Source organism: Psychrobacter sp. TWR1-1-1 (assembly GCF_049895865.1).
GTDB classification, from domain to species: Bacteria; Pseudomonadota; Gammaproteobacteria; order Pseudomonadales; family Moraxellaceae; genus Psychrobacter; species Psychrobacter immobilis_A.
The window spans coordinates 231484-250700 of sequence record NZ_JAFCTE010000005.1 but is presented as its reverse complement, the minus strand read 5'-3'; the positions used below and the strand labels follow the sequence as shown (position 1 = coordinate 250700).

Annotated in this window: 15 protein-coding genes and 2 rRNA genes; 12 read left to right on the top strand and 5 right to left on the bottom strand. The window is 42.1% G+C overall.

Annotation, left to right across the window (positions count from 1 at the left end; genetic code table 11):
* From ACP69U_RS07415 to ACP69U_RS07385, 7 genes are all read left to right on the top strand, one after another.
* Positions 1-97, top strand: a 23S ribosomal RNA gene (locus ACP69U_RS07415); the annotation flags it as partial.
* Between the two features lie 190 nt (positions 98-287).
* A 5S ribosomal RNA gene (gene rrf / locus ACP69U_RS07410) occupies positions 288-402 on the top strand.
* 364 nt (positions 403-766) lie between these two features.
* Positions 767-1828 carry a TRAP transporter substrate-binding protein gene (locus tag ACP69U_RS07405; RefSeq protein ID WP_198330302.1) on the top strand — a complete coding sequence of 354 codons (1062 nt, stop codon included), beginning with the start codon at positions 767-769 and terminating at the stop codon, positions 1826-1828.
* A gap of 17 nt (positions 1829-1845) precedes the next feature.
* Entirely contained in the window at positions 1846-2373 is a 528-nt protein-coding gene (locus tag ACP69U_RS07400; RefSeq protein WP_426138232.1) for a TRAP transporter small permease, read from the top strand.
* Positions 2370-3659: a TRAP transporter large permease gene (locus ACP69U_RS07395; protein WP_426138231.1), complete on the top strand. Its 1290-nt coding sequence runs from the start codon at positions 2370-2372 to the stop codon at positions 3657-3659. Before ACP69U_RS07400 ends, ACP69U_RS07395 begins: the two co-directional genes overlap by 4 nt.
* A gap of 321 nt (positions 3660-3980) precedes the next feature.
* A complete protein-coding gene (locus ACP69U_RS07390) occupies positions 3981-5030 on the top strand; it encodes a 5'-nucleotidase (RefSeq protein ID WP_426138230.1) in 1050 nt (349 codons plus the stop codon).
* 52 nt (positions 5031-5082) lie between these two features.
* A complete protein-coding gene (locus tag ACP69U_RS07385) occupies positions 5083-5688 on the top strand; it encodes a rhomboid family intramembrane serine protease (protein WP_426138229.1) in 606 nt (201 codons plus the stop codon).
* An 84-nt stretch (positions 5689-5772) separates the two neighbouring features.
* Here the strand turns inward: ACP69U_RS07385 and ACP69U_RS07380 are convergent, their stop codons facing one another.
* From ACP69U_RS07380 to ACP69U_RS07370, 3 genes are all read right to left on the bottom strand, one after another.
* Positions 5773-6318, bottom strand: coding sequence for a hypothetical protein (locus tag ACP69U_RS07380; protein ID WP_426138228.1), 546 nt, complete (start codon positions 6316-6318; stop codon positions 5773-5775).
* Positions 6319-6677: 359 nt separating this feature from the next.
* Entirely contained in the window at positions 6678-8546 is a 1869-nt protein-coding gene (locus ACP69U_RS07375; protein ID WP_060491927.1) for a sodium:solute symporter family protein, read from the bottom strand.
* Between the two features lie 4 nt (positions 8547-8550).
* Positions 8551-8811 (bottom strand): DUF4212 domain-containing protein, encoded by a 261-nt coding sequence (locus ACP69U_RS07370; RefSeq protein WP_045448034.1) that lies wholly within the window; start codon positions 8809-8811, stop codon positions 8551-8553.
* A gap of 1109 nt (positions 8812-9920) precedes the next feature.
* On the opposite strand from ACP69U_RS07370, the gene ACP69U_RS07365 reads away from it, so the two are divergent.
* A complete protein-coding gene (locus ACP69U_RS07365; protein WP_060491926.1) occupies positions 9921-11417 on the top strand; it encodes an alanine/glycine:cation symporter family protein in 1497 nt (498 codons plus the stop codon).
* A 113-nt stretch (positions 11418-11530) separates the two neighbouring features.
* On the opposite strand, the gene ACP69U_RS07360 is transcribed toward ACP69U_RS07365, so the two are convergent.
* Positions 11531-13168, bottom strand: a complete 1638-nt coding sequence (locus ACP69U_RS07360) for an electron transfer flavoprotein-ubiquinone oxidoreductase (protein WP_426138237.1) — start codon at positions 13166-13168, stop codon at positions 11531-11533.
* Between the two features lie 612 nt (positions 13169-13780).
* Here ACP69U_RS07360 and ACP69U_RS07355 point away from each other — a divergent pair.
* The 4 genes from ACP69U_RS07355 to ACP69U_RS07340 all read left to right on the top strand — a co-directional run bounded on the left by ACP69U_RS07355 (position 13781) and on the right by ACP69U_RS07340 (position 17519).
* Complete coding sequence (locus tag ACP69U_RS07355; RefSeq protein WP_198330298.1) at positions 13781-14476, top strand: DUF1285 domain-containing protein; 696 nt, start codon at positions 13781-13783, stop codon at positions 14474-14476.
* 295 nt (positions 14477-14771) lie between these two features.
* A complete protein-coding gene (gene murI / locus ACP69U_RS07350) occupies positions 14772-15779 on the top strand; it encodes a glutamate racemase (protein WP_198330297.1) in 1008 nt (335 codons plus the stop codon).
* A 165-nt stretch (positions 15780-15944) separates the two neighbouring features.
* Positions 15945-16943 carry a DUF4062 domain-containing protein gene (locus ACP69U_RS07345; RefSeq protein ID WP_083475792.1) on the top strand — a complete coding sequence of 333 codons (999 nt, stop codon included), beginning with the start codon at positions 15945-15947 and terminating at the stop codon, positions 16941-16943.
* A gap of 276 nt (positions 16944-17219) precedes the next feature.
* Positions 17220-17519 carry a hypothetical protein gene (locus tag ACP69U_RS07340; RefSeq protein WP_045455583.1) on the top strand — a complete coding sequence of 100 codons (300 nt, stop codon included), beginning with the start codon at positions 17220-17222 and terminating at the stop codon, positions 17517-17519.
* A 137-nt stretch (positions 17520-17656) separates the two neighbouring features.
* On the opposite strand, the gene ACP69U_RS07335 is transcribed toward ACP69U_RS07340, so the two are convergent.
* Positions 17657-19138 carry a lytic murein transglycosylase gene (locus ACP69U_RS07335; protein WP_426138227.1) on the bottom strand — a complete coding sequence of 494 codons (1482 nt, stop codon included), beginning with the start codon at positions 19136-19138 and terminating at the stop codon, positions 17657-17659.
* Between the last annotated feature and the right edge of the window lie 79 nt (positions 19139-19217).

Sequence of the window (19217 nt, the reverse complement as noted above, 5' to 3'; positions counted from 1 at the left end):
AAAGAGCCGTTGAAGACTACGACGTTGATAGGCAGGGTGTGGAAGTGCAGCGATGCATGTAGCTAACCTGTACTAATTGCTCGTTTGGCTTGACCATACAACACCCAAGTGGTTTGTATGAAAGCTCTAATTAATCTATCTTGTATAAGCGAAAGCTTATAGAATAAAAGAAAGAATATTTCGATATCACCTTTAACCTTGATTCAGTTAGGTTGCAAGTTGATCGACAACAAGCTAACACTTGACGTCAAACAATAAAAATAACAGACTCATATCTAACCCCCTTTGCTGACGACAATAGCATGATGGCACCACCTGATCCCTTCCCGAACTCAGAAGTGAAACATCATTGCGCCAATGGTAGTGTGGATTCGTCCATGTGAGAGTAGGTCATCGTCAGCTCTCTATTCTAAAGTAAAACCCCCTTCTGCTTATGCAGAAGGGGGTTTTCTTTGTCTGTGGGTTTGAGATTAAGTTATGCTTAATCTCACTTACTTTTAGAATTCACACTCTATAAGTGTATTTTCTATTTGAATTGACGAGTTTTCTTGTTTAATTGCTATGCAATTTTATGAATATATTTTCTAGCTTTGCCATCAAAATGATTTGACTTATATCATTATAGCTGCTAATTTTAAACTAGATTTTTATTACAGGTATGTAAAAGATATATTTAAAACTTGTAAATAATTAGATCTGGTATAGATTGGATTATTTACCAGTGATGTATTATTCCTATTTTCACAATTATCAAAAGGAATTGATAATGAAGCTAGCTCCTCTTTTTTCAATTGGTGCCTTAGCGGCTGTTAGTCTTTTAGGCTGCTCTAACCAATCTGCTAATACGACTGATGGCTCATCAGCAAACTCTCAAGAAACGACCGTTTTACGCTTCTCTCACTTTTGGCCAGCAACCTCTTCTATTAGCACAGAGGTTTTTGAACCTTGGGCAAAGCAAATAGAGACAGATTCTAATGGTCGCTTAAAAGTAGAGTTGTATCCTTCCGCGGGTCTTGCCAAAGCAGATGTTACGTACGAATCTGCTGCTAAAGGTACGATAGATATCGGTTCACAAGCACATGGTTATACCAGTGGACGTTTTCCTTTAACTCAAATCACTGAACTTCCTGGTTTATCAAACTCAGCGACTCAAATGGGTTGTATGCTTCAGACTCTTTATGAGGATGGCACGCTTGCTAGTGAGTATGAAGACTCACATCTACTATTCATGTATGGTGCTGGGCCTGGCTCACTGCATACTACGGATAAGTTGATTCGGACTCCTGAAGACATGAAAGGCATGCGCATCCGCCGCCCTTCTGCGGTCGCGGGTGACATTATCGAAAGCGCTGGGGCATCACCAGTAGGGTTGCCTGCCAATGATATGTACACCTCTTTACAGCGCGGCGTCGTCGATGGGTTGAGTTTTCCATGGGAAGCCGTAACAGCATTCAAAATCGATGAAATCACTAAATATCACACCAATATTCCTTTTTATAGTTCGGCGCTGATGGTTACTATGAATAAGGATAAATATAACAACTTACCTGATGATTTAAAGCAAGTGTTGGATAAAAACTCAGGAATGGCATTGGCTAATAAAGTTGGTGAAGTGTTTGATAAGCATGATCAAATGGCCATTCAAGCTGCTAAAGCTAAAGGCGATGAGATCGTTGAAATTCCTGATCCATTGAATGATCCTGATTGGAAAGGACCACTTGAAAAAGGTACTAAAAAATATCTAAATGATGTCAATGCTTTGGGTTTAGATGCTGATAGTGTCTATGAGAAAGCAAAAGCTGCCAGTGCTGCTTGTAAAGTGGTATAACCCATTGGAGGTGTCACATGGCATTTTTAGTAAAAATCAGTATTCTAATCTCTAGATTATGCCAGTTTATTGGTGGTATCAGTCTTATTATTATTGTCCTCACAACGATGCTCGATGTGACTGCTCGTTATATTTTCAAGCTGACTGGTGGTGAGTTTGGCTTTACCGTTAAAGGCAGTGTAGAGATCGTCTCTTACTTCATGCTCTTTGCTTTACTTGCTGCCTTTGGCGCTTTCGTCGAACGCTCACAAATCATCGTTGATGTCTTTACCCAAAAAATGCCGCAAGCCGTTAAAGGTTATATGATGGGCGTCTTTATGATGGGCTTTTTCGTCATTGGTATCGTTTTTGCTTGGGGGCTTTATGAGAGTGCTGTTGATGCCATAGAATACGGCAAAGTCACTCAAGATCTTAGATTGTCAATGATGCCCATCTATGCATTTAGTGCATTTTTAAGTCTCTTACTCGCCATTCGCTCATTAATCGAATCCATTAATATCTTTAAAACGGGCGAGTTCTTTGACGCCGAGGAGACAGGCGCATGAGTCCAGAAATTATTGGAGCTATCGGCTTAATCGTCATGATCCTGCTTGTTGTCCTGCGAGTTCCAGTGGCGCTTGCCATGTTAGGTGTTGGATTGGTTGGTTTTGGCGCAGTGACGGCGCCCAGTGGTGCATTACAAATGCTCAAAGACATCCCAGTCGATGTCTTGGCAAAGTATGACTTTAGTGCGATTCCCTTATTTATTTTAATGGGCGTTTTTGCCACTCATTCAGGGATGGCAGGGAAATTGTTTGAAGCTACCCGAACTATTTTTGGTGGAGTGAGGGGTAGTTTGGGTATCGCTGGTATAGGATCGTCTGGTATTTTTGCTTCTATCTCAGGCTCATCCTTAGCCACAGCATCCACTATGACCAAGGTTGCGCTGCCACAAATGGAGAAGTATGGTTATCAACCAGGTTTTGCCTGTGGTATTTTAGCAGCGGGTGGCACGTTAGGTATTATGATTCCGCCTAGTATTGCGCTACTGGTCTATGCCATCTTAACCCAGCAGTCAGTCGGTGACATGTTCATCGCTGGTTTCTTGCCTGGGATTTTGGGCATGGTGATGTATTCAATCACTGTTATGATTATGGTACGCTGGAAGCCGCATTTAGCGCGTCGCGGTGAGCCTACTTCTTGGAAAGCCAAGCTGCTGTCATTGACGGGACTCATACCATTTAGCTTTATTTTTATTGTGATTATTGCTGGTATTTTCTTTGGATTATTTACCCCAACAGAAGGTGCGGCAGTCGGTGCTTTTGTTTCTTGGGCTTATGCTTTTGCCAAAGGCATGCGTATAAAAGGTCTAAAGCAATCTTTGATTGAAACGCTTGCATTATCAGCGGTGGTGTTCTTTATGCTGCTGGGTGCAGAAGCCTTGGGTTACTTTATCTCCGTCTCACGCTTGTCTTATACGCTAGCGACTTGGATTGGTACATTAGCAGTTAGCCCGATGATTGTACTGATCTGTATCTTAATCATGTACTTCCTCTTAGGGTTGTTCATGGATGCTTTGGCGATGCTGGTCATTACCATTCCAGTGGTATATCCAATCATTGTGGCGTTAGGGTTTGATCCCGTATGGTTTGGTATCATCGCTGTATTGACAGTAGAGCTTGGACTGATTACGCCGCCGATGGGGATGAATATCTTTGTGATTAAGGCAATGGCACCGCATATTAAGCTGTCTGATATGTTCCACGGGGTCGCACCGTTTATTGTCTCTGATCTGATTCGACTGGTTATTTTGGTCGCTTTTCCAGCGATATCTTTAGTGCTGCTAACGTAAGCGCTATTGATAAAAGTAAGCTTAGAAAATCATAGCTGCGTCGTTCATCTGTATTGTTCATTAATAGAGCCATATTGTTTTCATAACAATATGGCTTTTTTATGATAAAAAAAAGTTGGCGTAATAATTCTATGGTTAAATTATTCCACATAAAGTTATATTATGAGACACTTTCTGAGCGGTCATTTGAATTACTTAAAAGGGGATTTTTATACTAAATGACATTATACGTGGATAACTTTTCTTATCATTCTAAGGGCTTGTGAATGTAGTAAACTGGTTGGCATTTCCGAATAGATAATTTTATAAGTAGAGAAAATTATGGCAGTCGATTTTAGTAATACGCTCATCGTCGCGATTTCTGCAACGGCACTTTTTGATTTAACCGAATCAGAAAATTATTTACTAGAGCTGCTAGAGCAGAGACCTGTAAGCGCCATAAAAGAGTTTCGAGACTATATGACCATGCGTGAAAACGATGCTCTCAGTATAGGTGCTGGTTACCCATTAATTAAAGCTCTATTAAATCTGAATAATTATTGCAATGATGGCATGCAAGATTTAGAGGCTGAGACACCTTTGGTGGAAGTGGTCATTGTCTCAAAAAGTAGTCCAGATACGGGCATTCAAGTCCTCAATGCAATTCTTGAGCATGAGCTGACTATCTCACGCTCGGCTTTTATTTCAGGCAGTCCTGTGGCTCCTTATATTAAAGACTTCAATGTCGATCTATTTTTGACGACCAATCGCGAAGATGCCCAGCAAGTGGCTGATGCTAATATCTGTGCTTGTGCGATACTCGATGCAACCCCTGTCAATACCTATGAGTTAGATACTGATCAGCTACGTATTGCTTTTGATGGTGATGCGGTGCTGTTTGATGATTCAGGTGAACTGCTGTACAAGCAAAAAGGACTGCGTGCTTTTCACGATCGCGAAATACAGATGCGTGATTTACCCATTGAAAAAGGCCCTTATGCTGAATTGTTGATTAAACTATCAAATTTACAGGAACGTCTACCCGCTGGTCTCAAGTATTCTCCAATAAAGATTGCATTGGTGACAGCTCGCAACGCACCTGCTGATCTGCGTGCGATTAAGACATTGCGAGAGTGGGGCGTCAATGTTGATATGGCGTTTTTCTTAGGAGGTTTAGAAAAAACAGCTGTACTTAGAACATTTGCACCTCATATCTTTTTTGATGATTCTATCAAACATATCGATGCCGCTCGTCGTTTTGTGCCCACCGCTTTGGTGCCTTATCACTCGACGTCGTTATTACATAGTGACAGTTATTTGATGACTGACAAAGAGGCTGCATTGTTAGATTTTACACCTGTAACACGCTCCACTGCTACGCTGAGTCATTAAAATATCGCTAAAAAAATAGATTAAAACATGAATTAAAAGAATAGGGCGTTATATGAATTGGCAGCAACTGCTTAGCTTGATTATGATACGAATAAAGCAGGTTATAGGCTTATATGCTTTTGTATTAATACCGATGTGGGGCATGTTTTTTTTAAATGAAGTGGCATTATTTGGCATGTGGAATATCTTTGGGATTGTGCCTCGTGCCTTAGATGTGGGCAGTATGATTGGAGTATTTGCATCATGGACGATGCATGGCAATTTTTCACATTTGCTTGGTAACACTTTGACGTTGTTACAGATTTTATTTTTGTTTGGATTGTTTGAGAAGAATGCTTATCGAACAATGATTAAGCTCATTATCGCATCTGGATTGGTCACTTGGATCATTGGCTCGCCATTGTCAATTCATGTTGGCGCATCAGGATTATGCTTCGCGATGCTCGGCTATATGATAGGCGGTGCTGTATTTGCGCGGCGTTGGGGTTATTTGATTGCCTGTATTGTCATGGGTACTGGCTATTGGTTGACTATTAAGCAAGGATTGATGCCGCAACAAGGTATCTCGTTTGCGGCGCACTTCGGTGGTCTATGCGCTGGATTGCTGTTAGGCGCTAATTCTAAGCATACTTATACCGCAACTTCTCAGCGCAATTGAATACATGACTATAATATAAGCCGTCTTAAATCCCTTAATAATCAGATGTTTTAGCAGGGTTTTATTTGCATATTTATGAGGAGGTTAGCTTTTATCAGTACAGATACTAATGAACAACGGGTCATCTGTTACTAACTCTCGCCATGCTGTTGTTTGCTTGACATGTTCATCAATCGTTAGCTTACTGTTTTTTTCGGGTATGACATAATCGGCACGCGCAGGAATACGACAGTCTATAACTTGTGGTATTTTCTGCACACTTCTGCGTCTTTCAAAAAGATATAAATTAACCAAATATACATCTGGATTATCTACTTGTACGCTAGCGTTGGCGGTATCGGCAGCGATAAAACGTAATATTTGCGGTTTGATATAAGACCATGGGCGAAACCACTCGGTGCTTTTTGCTACTTTGACGACTTGCACGCCTGCTGGTAACTTGCTCACTTGCTGACCATACCAGTTATACTCTTGGTGTATTTGAAAGGCAAACATACCAATCGCAGCAAACAAAGGAATAAGCCACTTTGGTGCGCGTTTGCCAGCCAGTTTACTGAGGTGAGTTATAATGAGTGCCAGACCAGCCATGCCAAATGCGGCAGCGATGGTAGCGATAAACTCAAAAAGCATAAAATCTTCCTTAATGCGTTAAGCACTTTTAATTGAGCGCTTTTAACTAGGGCGTGTTCTCATTTTAAAAATGGTCATAAAAATGAGATAAATTGCCGTCAAACAAGGAAAGTAGCGCAAATAATATCGAGATATTGATAAGCTATTAACGATGTTTGGCAAAATTTAGCCATTTTTAGCCCATTTAGAGGGTAATCGATTTAATTGAGAACACGTCCTAAGCATAGTTAATAAAGTATATTCAATAAAGCAAAAATCTAACATTTTTTATAATAAATAAGAGATAAAAAAATCACTCACAAGCAGCTACTGCCTGTGAGTGATATATAGTAACTGAAGATATATTCTCATTTATATACTTAGTGGTCGACTGCACCGCCTGCGCCACGTGGAGAGCGGACACTTTCAACCAACTCTTGAATGTGTAATGGTGGGGGCGCAGTAGCATAAGAGACAGCAAACGCTACGATAAAGTTAAGCAATGCCCCAATCGCACCAAATGATAGTGGTGAGATACCAAACAACCAATACTCTGCCGTATCAGGGAAGTTCGCTGTACCGCTAATGAAGAACCAACCTTTAAAGACAAAGATATAAACAAGGATACTAATCAGACCTGTTAGCATACCAGCGATGGCACCAACATTATTGATCCGTTTAGAGAAAATACCCATCATTAGTGCAGGGAAGAGCGATGCACCAGCGATACCGAATGCTAATGCGACTACCTGTGCGGCAAACCCTGGTGGATTTATTCCTAACCAAGTAGCAACTACAATCGCAACACCCATCGTAATACGCGCAACTCTCAATTCGCCTTTATCAGTAATGTTTGGATTAAGGTTTCGTTTAATCAAGTCATGACTGATCGCTGACGAAATAGCGAGTAGTAGGCCTGCTGCTGTTGAGAGCGCTGCTGCCAAACCACCTGCGGCAATAAGACCAATAACCCATGGTGGAAGATTCGCAATTTCTGGGTTAGCTAATACTAAGATATCGGCATTGACATCCAGCTCATTACCCTTCCAGCCTGCTGCGGTAAAGCGTCCATCAAGTTCTAGATCCTGTGCGACACGTGCAGTCTCTACGGCTGCAGTGGCAGCGGCTACATCGCCACCATCCGCTTGTGCAGCAGTCAAGGCAAGCTCAGCGGCACCAAGTCCACTGTCATTGTACATTTGGATACGACCATCATTATTAAGATCATTATACTTAATAAGACCAGTATCTTCCCATGTCTTCATCCAGTCTGGACGTTGATCATAGTTTATAGGTGCTTCTGCTACCCCTTGTGGATAAATCGTATCAATCAGGTTTAAACGTGCCATTGCACCTACTGCAGGAGCAGTGAAGTATAATAGCGAGATAAATACCAATGTCCAACCAGCAGTCCAACGCGCATCAGCGACTTTAGGTACGGTGAAGAAGCGGATGATAACGTGTGGTAGACCTGCTGTACCAATCATGAGCGATAAGGTAAATAGCACCATGTTTAGTTTGTTAGGAACGTCAGCGGTATAAGCCGTGAAACCCAAATCAGTAACCACCTGATCTAGCTTGGTTAAGATAGGAACGCCTGCTTCCACATGGTTTGAAAACAAGCCCAAACCTGGAATTGGATTGCCTGTTAACTCAAGTGAGATGAAAACAGCAGGAATGGTATATGCAATCATTAGAACTACATACTGCGCTACCTGCGTATAAGTAATCCCTTTCATACCACCAAGTACAGCATAGAAGAAGACAACAACCGCAGCAATCAGTAGACCAGTAGTGTTTTCAACTTCCAAGAAGCGTGAGAAAGCGACACCGGCACCTGTCATCTGACCGATAACGTATGTGGTTGAGGCGATAATCAAACAAATTACGGCAATCATTGCTGCCGTTTTTGAATAAAAACGGTCGCCGATGAAGTCAGGTACCGTAAACTTACCAAATTTACGTAAATAAGGCGCTAGGAGCATTGCCAGTAGTACATAACCACCTGTCCAACCCATCAAATAAGTTGATGCGCCATAACCGCCAGCGGCAAGAATACCTGCCATCGAAATAAATGACGCAGCACTCATCCAGTCAGCAGCCGTTGCCATACCGTTGACGACAGGATGAACACCGCCGCCTGCTACGTAGAATTCACTCGTTGTGCCAGCACGTGCCCAAATTGCAATACCGAAGTATAGAGCGAAAGATAGACCTACAAAAATAATATTAATCGTAAATTGACTCATGGGGCTATTCCTCGTCTACGCCGTATTGTTTATCTAACTTATTCATACGCCAAGCGTAGAAGAAAATTAAAACGATAAATACCCCAATGGATCCTTGCTGAGCAAACCAAAAGCCCAAGTCGGTACCACCGATTTTAATACCTGCTAAGAGAGGACGTAACAAAATCCCAAACCCGTATGAGCATAGCGCCCAAATAAATAGGCTACCTAAAATGAGACGGACATTGGCACGCCAATAACCGGATGGATCGTTGTGGTTTTCCATAGGACAACTCCTTTTGCCTAACATAAAAACAAGATTACTGATTTGAGCCTGACAAGTTATTTTGCTTTAGCATGTATCACATGATGGAAGACAGTTCGATACGTTGTCTATAAACGGATCCTAAAATCAGTTTATAGGCTGATAAAGCAGAATGACCAACCAGTAGTAAGTAACCCAATATTATCGAAAAAAAAGCAGATTTCTATCAATCAAAGCACTACGAAAAATACTTTTCTGTGGTTCGATTTTGCTAAAAGTTACATTGTAAAATATGGCTGTGGGTCGACTATAACCTAAACATCTAACAAGATTTATGGGCTATAGAATGACTGGATTTATAGTATATAGAGATGAGGATTTATGGAGGAGGGTCGGTATTGGTTGACAGTCCTCTGTCTTATTATGCTCATCATCCCTGATGATATTTTCTTAATATTTCAACTTATTATTCATGCCAATAAGTATTGCAAGAAATATTTATGAACTTATTGGGAATATATACAATATTGACTTAATTAACAATAAATAAATTTTATTTACTTTATGTAACTAAATGTTTGCTTTATGGAAACCATGGTCAACTTATGTTAGAGAGACCAGCTAAAAAAACGGCCGTTGCTCAAGGGTTGTGCTAAAACCTTATTTATATTAAGGATTTAGTTTTATAGAGGTATTAGAGCATTATTAGCAATAAAAGTCATTCGTTCTATAAATATAGCCCATACTTTGCTCAATAAATATTATGGCGGTGACTATTTTTTTTGGAATGGTGTTTGTATGAGTACGTTTTAAAATCTATCTGTTGTACCTAGTCTCAAAAGTTTTCCTCAATATTTCATATAAAAAATATTTTTTTGTGTTTTATCGAAATACCTTGCAAAAGTTCGTAATTATTTAATTTTTATAATAGAGGTTTGAAATAGTTAAATAATCTCTAGTCAGTTAAAATGTAGCGACAGGATGTTAGTGATTTACTTTGCCAGTATATTGATCAGATATTTACTGTTTCATCAGTAGGCAGAGGAATTAGTAAGCATTTTAAATATCATTAATCACATCAATCCATAAAATATACTAGCAGTATAAAATGTAAGTGAGAGGATAGCAGTATGGGTGAAGGGATAGCAGGTTGGTTTAATAGCATCGTCAATTATGGTGTCAGTATTATTTGGGGCAACAATGATTGGTTGATTGCGAGTAACCCTTGGTATGGATTACTGATGTTCGTACTGATTGGTGCGGGTTTGTATTTTACCATTGCCACACGTTTTATTCAGTTTCGCCACTTTGGGCATATGTGGCAGCTATTGCGTGTGTCCAATCAAGGGCGTAAAGATGGCGGCATCAGCTCATTTGAGGCGCTGATGACCTCATTGGCAGCGCGGGTCGGTACAGGTAACTTGGCAGGGGTTGCAATCGCGATTTACCTTGGCGGTCCGGGTGCAGTGTTTTGGATGTGGATGACTGCGATCGTCGGTATGTCGACCAGCTTTATCGAATCAACATTAGCACAAGCCTATAAAGTGCCGCACAATGACAATGTTTACCGCGGTGGACCGGCTTATTATATCGAAAAAGGTCTCGGTCAGCGCTGGCTAGCGATATTTTTCTCATTATGCTTATTAGTAGCGTTCGGTTTAGCCTTTAATGGCGTGCAGTCAAATACCATCGCACAAGCGACCAACGAAGCATTTGGGGTTCCAACGTGGATGACAGGTTTGGTATTGGTCGTATTAGTTGCGCCAGTGGTATTCGGTGGTTTGCGCTCGGTTGCTCGTATTGCGGGTAAAATCGTACCCGTTATGGCGATTCTCTATATCTTATTGGCCTTGTTCATTATCGTGACGAATTTTAGTCAATTCCCAGCGGCGATTGTGTTAATTGTTAAATCAGCATTTGGTTTTGAGCAAGCAGCAGGCGGGGTGATTGGTTATGGTATTGCTCAGGCAATGATTAACGGTATCAAGCGTGGTCTGTTTTCAAACGAAGCGGGTATGGGGTCAGCGCCTAATGCGGCGGCAACGGCGAAGAGTCATCCCGATCATCCAGCGGTGCAAGGATTTATGCAAATGCTGGGTGTATTTATGGATACGCTTGTCATTTGTACGGCAACGGCGTCGATTATTATTTTGTCCGGTGTGGTCGATCCTAGTGTTGAGCAAGAAGGAATTCAGCTGACTCAGTTGGCACTGTCGCAGTATGTGGGTGATATGGGTGTTATCTTCGTTGCGATTGCTATTTTCTTCTTCTCTTTCACCTCTATCATTGCCAATTATAGCTATGGTGAGTCGAATCTTGAATTCATCTCTGGTGCCAAAAATGCCAAAGTCATGATTATGATTTTCCGCTTTATGGTCTTGGGCATGGTGTTTGTCGGCGCTATTGCCAGTCTTCCTGCCATATGGAACTTCGCTGACTTATCAATGGGTCTAATGGCACTCGTTAACCTAGTGGCTATTTTAATCTTGTCACCCGTAGCACTGCGCATATTGCGTGATTACGAGCGTCAGATTAAAGAAGGTAAAACTGGCGATCAAATCAAGTTTAATCCTGATGACTTTGTGAAGCTTAAAAACGAAGCCAATCGTGATGCATGGACGGATTAATCTCACCTGATTAAAGATAAACTTGTCTCATGTGTCGAAGTTAAAAAAACCGCCCTTATGAATTCATAAGGGCGGTTTTTAGTATTAGTGATTAGTTCTAACATTGTTTATATTTACATATTAGGATAGTTAGGGCCACCGCCACCTTCTGGCGTTACCCAAGTGATATTCTGTGAAGGATCTTTGATATCACAAGTTTTACAATGCACACAGTTTTGCGCATTGATCACAAACTTAGCTCCTTCGGCATCTTTTACCACTTCATATACCCCAGCTGGGCAGTATAAACGGGCAGGCTCAGCATATAACGGTAAGTTAATTGAAACAGGTACCGTTGGATCAGTCAGTTTCAAATGTACTGGCTGGTCTTCTGCATGATTAGTATTAGAGATAAATACCGATGACAGCTTGTCAAATACCAGTTTGCCATCAGGCTTGAGGTAGGTTGGCTGAAAAGCATGATTGGCACGCTCTAACTGATCATAATCTGGCAGGCTGTCATGTAAGGTAAGCGGCATTTTACCTTTTAATAAGTTGTGCTCGATAAAGGTAAAAGCACCGCCCATAAACAGACCCATGCGATGTATTGCAGGCGAGAAGTTGCGTGACTCATAGTTGTCTTGATACAACCATGACTCTTTATACATGGTGGTATAAGCAACGACTTCATCATGCTGACGATCAGCTTGTAGTGCCTCAAAGATGGCTTCGGCGGCTAGCATGCCTGACTTCATCGATGTGTGTGTGCCTTTGATTTTAGCAGGGTTCAAGAATCCAGCATCATCACCGACCAATACACCACCTGGGAAAGTGAATTTCGGTAGAGAGTTTAGGCCACCTTTGGTTAAAGCACGTGCGCCATAAGAGATGCGCTTACCGCCTTCCAATACGTTTTTGATGACGGGATGGGTTTTTAGGCGCTGCATCTCATCGAATGGCGACATATATGGGTTGTGGTAAGACAGGTCAGCGACAAGACCAAAACTTACTTGGTTGTTTTCATCGAAGTACAACCACCAGCCACCAGTAGAGCCTGTTTCGGTCAAGGGCCAACCAAGACCGTGCATGACCACGCCTTGCTCGTGTTTCTCAGGGGCTACGTCCCACAGCTCTTTTAGACCGATACCATAATGCTGAGGATCTGAGTCTTTATCAAGATCAAAACGGCTGATTAAGCGCTTACCTAAATGACCACGGCTGCCTTCGGCAAAAATAGTGTATTTAGCAAGTAACTCATAACCTGGCTCAAAGCTAGGCTTGGCTTCGCCATTGGCAGCCACACCCATATCGCCCGTTAAGACACCACGTACAGAACCGTCGTCGTTATATAAAATATCATCTGCAGGGAAGCCTGGGAACATCATGACTTCAAGCTCTTCAGCTTGTACCGCCAACCAGCGCACCACATTGCCCAATGAGACAATATAGTTGCCATTGTTGTGCATCGGCCCTGGAATCAACGAGTCAGGTACTCTAGTAGAGCGCGTGGCTGAGTTTAGATAATAAAAGCGATCTTCGGTCGCTGGCACATTAAGCGGCGCGCCTTTTTCTTTCCAGTCTGGTATCAGCTCGTTCAAAGCGCGCGGTTCGATGACAGCACCTGATAAGGTATGCGCACCAAACTCAGAACCTTTTTCGACCACACAAACCATAAACTCATCATTACCAGCAGCGATAGCGAGCTGACGCAGGCGGATAGCAGCAGATAGCCCAGCAGGTCCACCACCGACGATGATAACGTCAAATTCCATAGACTCACGTTCAATCTCAGGCTCTGCCGCGACAGCTTCTACTACTGGCTCTGGCGCTTTGTCGATAGCGACTGTTTCAGCTGGCACTTCTTGGGTCACAACGGCTGACTCTGCTTTATCTAGATTTGCCGTCTCTGTCGCTACTGATGGGTCAGTATTCACAGTGTCACTATCAATGACTGGCTTTTGATTGTCTTGCTCTTGCATACCTACTCCTAAACTTTTAGTGGCTTATCTCAGGGCATCATTAGCTTAACAATTGAATAATAGACTTGCGGCGCTAACATTACTCAGACATATGGCTGCCCGATAAAACTGTCTTTGCGACATCAATTGACCATGTTACTGTCGAGATCCATGTATCTAAGGATATCAACACATCACGTAAAATGTGTCATTAACACAACACCCACTTGACCATTTCAATAAAAAATCGTTACTCATTATAAAAGAAAAGTCCTACAAACACGATACGCATTTATGAGTATCGATGTTAAGGTAAGATTGAACTAATGAGGGTGCTAAGATGATATGTTTTCATCATACCCGAAACTAAAATTTATAGTAATAATAGATTTGCCAAACTTTGAATGCTAAGTAAAGGATTATAAGATGAATAACAATAATGAAGACATAATTCAAAATGATGAATTGGCAGCTAAACCGCCAAAAGACGTGCCATCTGAGCTAAATAATATGGATTCTCTCAGTCAGTATCTAAAGTCTACCGTAGGCAAACGTGAAGGACGTGCCATCCCACCATTGGATAAATGGCACCCAAAAGATGTGGCCGATATGGATCTGGTCATAAAGGCAAATGGCGAGTGGTGGCATGAAGGCGGGCAAATGACCAGAGAGTCATTGGTGAGCTTATTTGCGACTATTTTATGGAAAGAAGACAATAATGGCATCATTGAATATTTTTTGAAGACGCCAGTACAGAAAATCCGTATCCAAGTTGAAGATGCCCCTTTATTAATCAATGACGTCGGTATCGTCAACGAAGGCAACAATCGTTGGCTAGAATTTACCACGACGACTGGCGATGTGGTGCGTTTAGATGATGAGCACACCATCACATTAAAGGCGTATAATCCTACAGACAATGATACGATTGATCAGCAGGCAGCAATGGATATGCAGGTACGTCCTTATATGCCCGTTAGAAATGGTTTGGACGCACTTATTGGGCGTAATACTTTTTATCATTTGACCGAAATTGGCGAATTGACAGAGCAAAATGGTGAGACGATACTGACATTACAAAGTGGCGGAAAATCCTATGAGCTGTCGATGCCAGACAGTTAACGCAAGGGCTCAAAACTATGTGTCCGTCAAATAATTTACGGTTTAGATATAGTCAATCCCATATAAATCAGATACGGTATCAGGTTCGCTTAGTCTACTATTTGTAGTACTTTTGCTTGCCCTCATTGTATCCAAATTATATTGAACCGACTATAGCGATAAATCACCAGATAATTACTGTAGTATGCAAAACAGCAAACAGCAAACAGCAAACAGCAAACAGCAAACAGCAAACAGCAAACAGCAAACAGCATAAAGATGACGATATGTATATAAAAATGGCAGTAGAGTAGTGATGGATATTGCTGCAAGTAATAGCTTAAATAGGGTGAAAATGCGCTTAGATAGCCTTGATGGTAAACATGTTGAGCATGTCGATAGTGCAACTAATGCTAAAGCTGACATCCATAAAACGAATATCGGCACAGTTATAAATAATAAAAAGCGCAATGCGCCAATCGGATTGTTTGACTCTGGTGTCGGTGGACTGTCAGTTTATCTACATTTGGCACAGCAGTTGCCTGCTGAGCGTTATGTCTATTATGCAGACACCTTAAATGTGCCTTATGGTAATCGTGATAGCGCCGATATTGAAGCGTTGACTTTAACAGCCGTTGATTGGTTGTATGAGCAGGGCTGCAAGCTCATTGTTATTGCTTGTAATAGCGCCTCAGCTTATGCTTTGGAAACAGCCAGACGGCGTTATCCGCAGCTGCCTATCGTCGGATTAGTCCCGGCGCTAAAGCCCGCCATATCGGCGAGCAAAACTGGTCGCGTGGTCGTTTTAGCGACTAAAGCTACCTTGAATGGCACATTGCTTAATGAGGTCATCGATCACTTTGCTAAACCCAACAATACGGTAGTGACCAAATATTTTGATCCGCAATTGGTACCTTGGGTAGAGGCGGGAATGCCAGAGCAGGATGATACTGCTTTAAGATTACGCCAGCAGCTCACATTATTTGCTCATGATGGCGTTGATCAATTGGTACTAGGCTGTACGCACTATCCATTTTTCAAAACGTTTTTGTTAGATGAGATTGCTCAGCAGCAATTGGCGATGCAGGTCGTTGATTCTGGACAAGCCATTGCTGAGCGAGTTAAGCAGCTATTGGCTGCAAACCAGCTGTCTGCATTGGTTGACAATACCCCAGATGATCATTGTTTAGAAACAACTGACAAAACAAAAGTTGTCATTCGACCGCCATTGATTTTTTATGCGACTAAGTTCGATGATAAACTGGGTACTTTAATAGCGCGTTTGCTTGGCAAAGACGCCATCTTGCAATACTGTTCTGAATAGGCGCAGCTAAAGGTGTTTATATCAAACCCATAACCATAATATTGATATATTAAAAATAAATTGAGCTTATTTTTATAAGATTATGCTAGGCTGTGCAACACAAGATATTTGTGCTCTATTTTATATCATATTATTCTATGTCATGACCTAAGCTTAGAGGTGATTGTGCCAAACCGTCGCTATCATATTCACATCATATGCGCTGACAATGATCAATTGTTGGTCTTGGACAGCTTGGCGATATTTTTTCAGTCGCGGGCTTTCTTGACCTATGATGTGTCGAGCCAATTGCCAAAAGCATCGCTATATGGTCGACAATGTATTGACTCCTGCGATTATGCACTGATGCTCATTGGAGACAGTTATGGCACCGTGCAAAGGAATGGCGTTAGCCAAATGCATTTGAGCTATTTGAATGCCAAAGCCAAGCTCAAACCGTTACTCATCTTAATCAAAAATCATCATCCAGATGCGAGTATCAGTCGTCAACTGCAAGAATTTATTAAGTCGGTAACTCGGCAGGACAATACGATATATTATTATGATACAGAAACGGATATTGAGCCATTACTTGTACAAGCTTACTATAACGCAGTGACCAATCATCAGGTCGTTGGTGGATGGCTGAGAGCTAATGAGGAAATGATTAAATTTAGCAAGCAAACCGTGGCGGAACGGTTTGCAGATCTATTGTCTACTGACAAAACGCTAAAGGAAAATAGCCCACCTGCTGATGAATTCGTCTCTGATGATGTGAGTAAGCCTATTATATTGTTAGAAGCTTTTGATATTCAATATAGTGCTCAAGCTTATGCAGGTGGCAACCTAACCGATGTTACCAGACCCTTGACCTTAACATGGCAAGAGATATTGATCGCCTTGATGAAAATACCAGCGACCTTTTCGAGCTATGGCTTGCAAAATGCTGTGAATCGCTTGATAGCGTCAAAAGCTGAGCAAGACATCAAAAAAGAGATGCCGAATGTCCATGCCGTCTCGCGCTGCCAAATTTCTCAAGATGATTTGAACCAGCTACAACGTCAGCTAGTGGGTGCAAACTGGATACAGCTCACAACCTATGGCACTCGCGTCTCGCAAGAACTTTGGAAGTTGACCTTTCATGCAAAAAATCTCTTGAACGAAGTCCATCATAACTCCCAATGATTCGCACTTTGCACTAATGATATTTCTGCCTTCCTCATTTAAAAGTAGTCATAACCTATCTGCTGCAAATAGCACACGTGTGGCTGTGACTACGTTTTGTAATACAAAGCATACGCGTCAACGGTTGTGAATCCATTTAAGACTGGTAATATTGAGACTAATCAGAGATTGATAATAAATACATTATTTATATTAAAATTACTGACGTATATATTGTATACATATAAGTCGAATGTATATAAATCGCATAATAATACTGACTAAGGAGAGCACCTGATGAGTAACGCTAAAAACGATGCATTAAAAAAAGAGCTTGATGGCTTAGAAGAATCTATGCATGCTGCCGAGCAGTTTCATACACTAGAAGAGCAAGTAGCGGACATGAAACGTCGCGGTATCGACCCTAGCCAAGCTTACAAAGACTTGGACAGAAAAGAAGAAGATGCTGATTGGGGTGATGCTACTTGGAAAGAAAATGGCAAGTGGGAGCCAAAGACGCCTGCTGATCTAGATGAAAAAGCACGTGAGAACTGGGATGGTGACAATGGTAAACCGAACCCACCACCGATCGTTTAAGTTAAAAATTGACTAAAAAATAAAGAATGAACCTTATGAAAAAAGCCACGTTATTATTAACGTGGCTTTTTTTATGTGCTTAATCTAGGGCGTGCTTAGTATAGTATGTGTTTAACCTAAGATACATCCGCGGAATACTAAGAACCTTCGTCAACACGAACGAGCTTCACCACACCGTCGCTACCAATGACACGGCGATAGCGTGTGTTACCAGAGGTAGGTGATTGTACAGAAGGCTGCGTCGAGTAAGTATTAGGAGTACTCGTTTGCTGCTGAATCAGCTGTCCCATGCGATCAGCAGAGGCAGGGTTTAAAGGCTGGCTATTCGACGGCTGTCCGTATTGATTGCCGTATTGCGTGCTTTTCGAGGCTGTGTTTCCAGCATCTCCAATGATTGCACGGTAGAATTTCTGTCCTGCGCGGCCATCCGCTGGCAAGATACCACGACTAGATTGGTATTGCTGAATCGCGATACGGGTATTGTCGCCAATAATGCCATCAACACCACCAATATCGTAACCCGCGTTCAATAACGCCTGCTGGATATCTTTGGCTTGCTGGCGACTGATACCAGGGTCATCGGTAGGCCACGCCGTGACAAAGTCAGTTTTGCTGCTGTCCTCTTTAGTGATTAAGTCTGATAAATGGGCGATTGCCAATGCATAATTTTCTGACGCATTATAAGAGTAAAACGTATCAAAGTTTTTACCGACCAAGAAAGCAGGACCATCTTTGCCAGCGGGTAATAATAGTCCTGCGCTGCTCAAATCGTTAGGCAATGGACTGCCATTGGCGAGCGTGATACCTTGATTGCGCCAGTGGCTAATAGACTTCTTGTTTTTACGGTCAGACGCTGCCCAAAATCCACTGGGCAGCTTGACTTCGTAACCCCAAGGCTCGCCCGTACGATAGCCACGCTTATCTAAGAAGTTGGCGGTAGAGGCTAGCGCGTCAGGCACACTATTGACCAAATCACGGCGACCATCGCCATCAAAATCGACTGCCAGCTCTAAAAAGGTACTTGGCATAAATTGCGTTTGCCCAAAAGCGCCTGCCCATGAGCCGGTCATATCACTTGGCGCGATATCACCGTTTTGGACGATTTTTAGCGCATTAGCGTATTCACCTTGGAAATAGCTCTGACGGCGATCAAAACAAGACAGCGTCGCTAAAGACTCAAACAAAGGTTTTTTGCCCAATGTCTGCCCAAAATTTGACTCAACGCCCCATACACCTAGTACGTGCTCGGCTTTGACGCCATAGCGTGATTCAATTTGACGTAGCGTATCCGCCCATTGACGCTTGGCACGGATGCCATCTTCTACACGCTCTTTATCGACCAGTGAAGATAAATAATCCCAAACGTCTTTTTGAAACTCTGGCTGATAATTCAATGACTGAATCACGCTAGGATCCGGCTGGCTAGGGCGATAGTTATTAAAAGTAGAGCTATCGACGCCGCGAAATTTGCTAGAGTTTTTCAAACCGTCTAAGCATCGTTGAAACTCGGCATTAGATAAGTTTGGTGCTGGTGGTTTGGCTGCTTGAGCAGTGCTAGCAAAACTCAGCCCAACAGCAAGGCTAAGTAATGATAAAGTAGAAACTGGAGTCAAACGCATGAAAATATCCTATAAACGTTGAAATAGTTATTAAAAGAGAAAGCAAAGCGGATTGGTGCAGTATGGACTTAGAGTAACC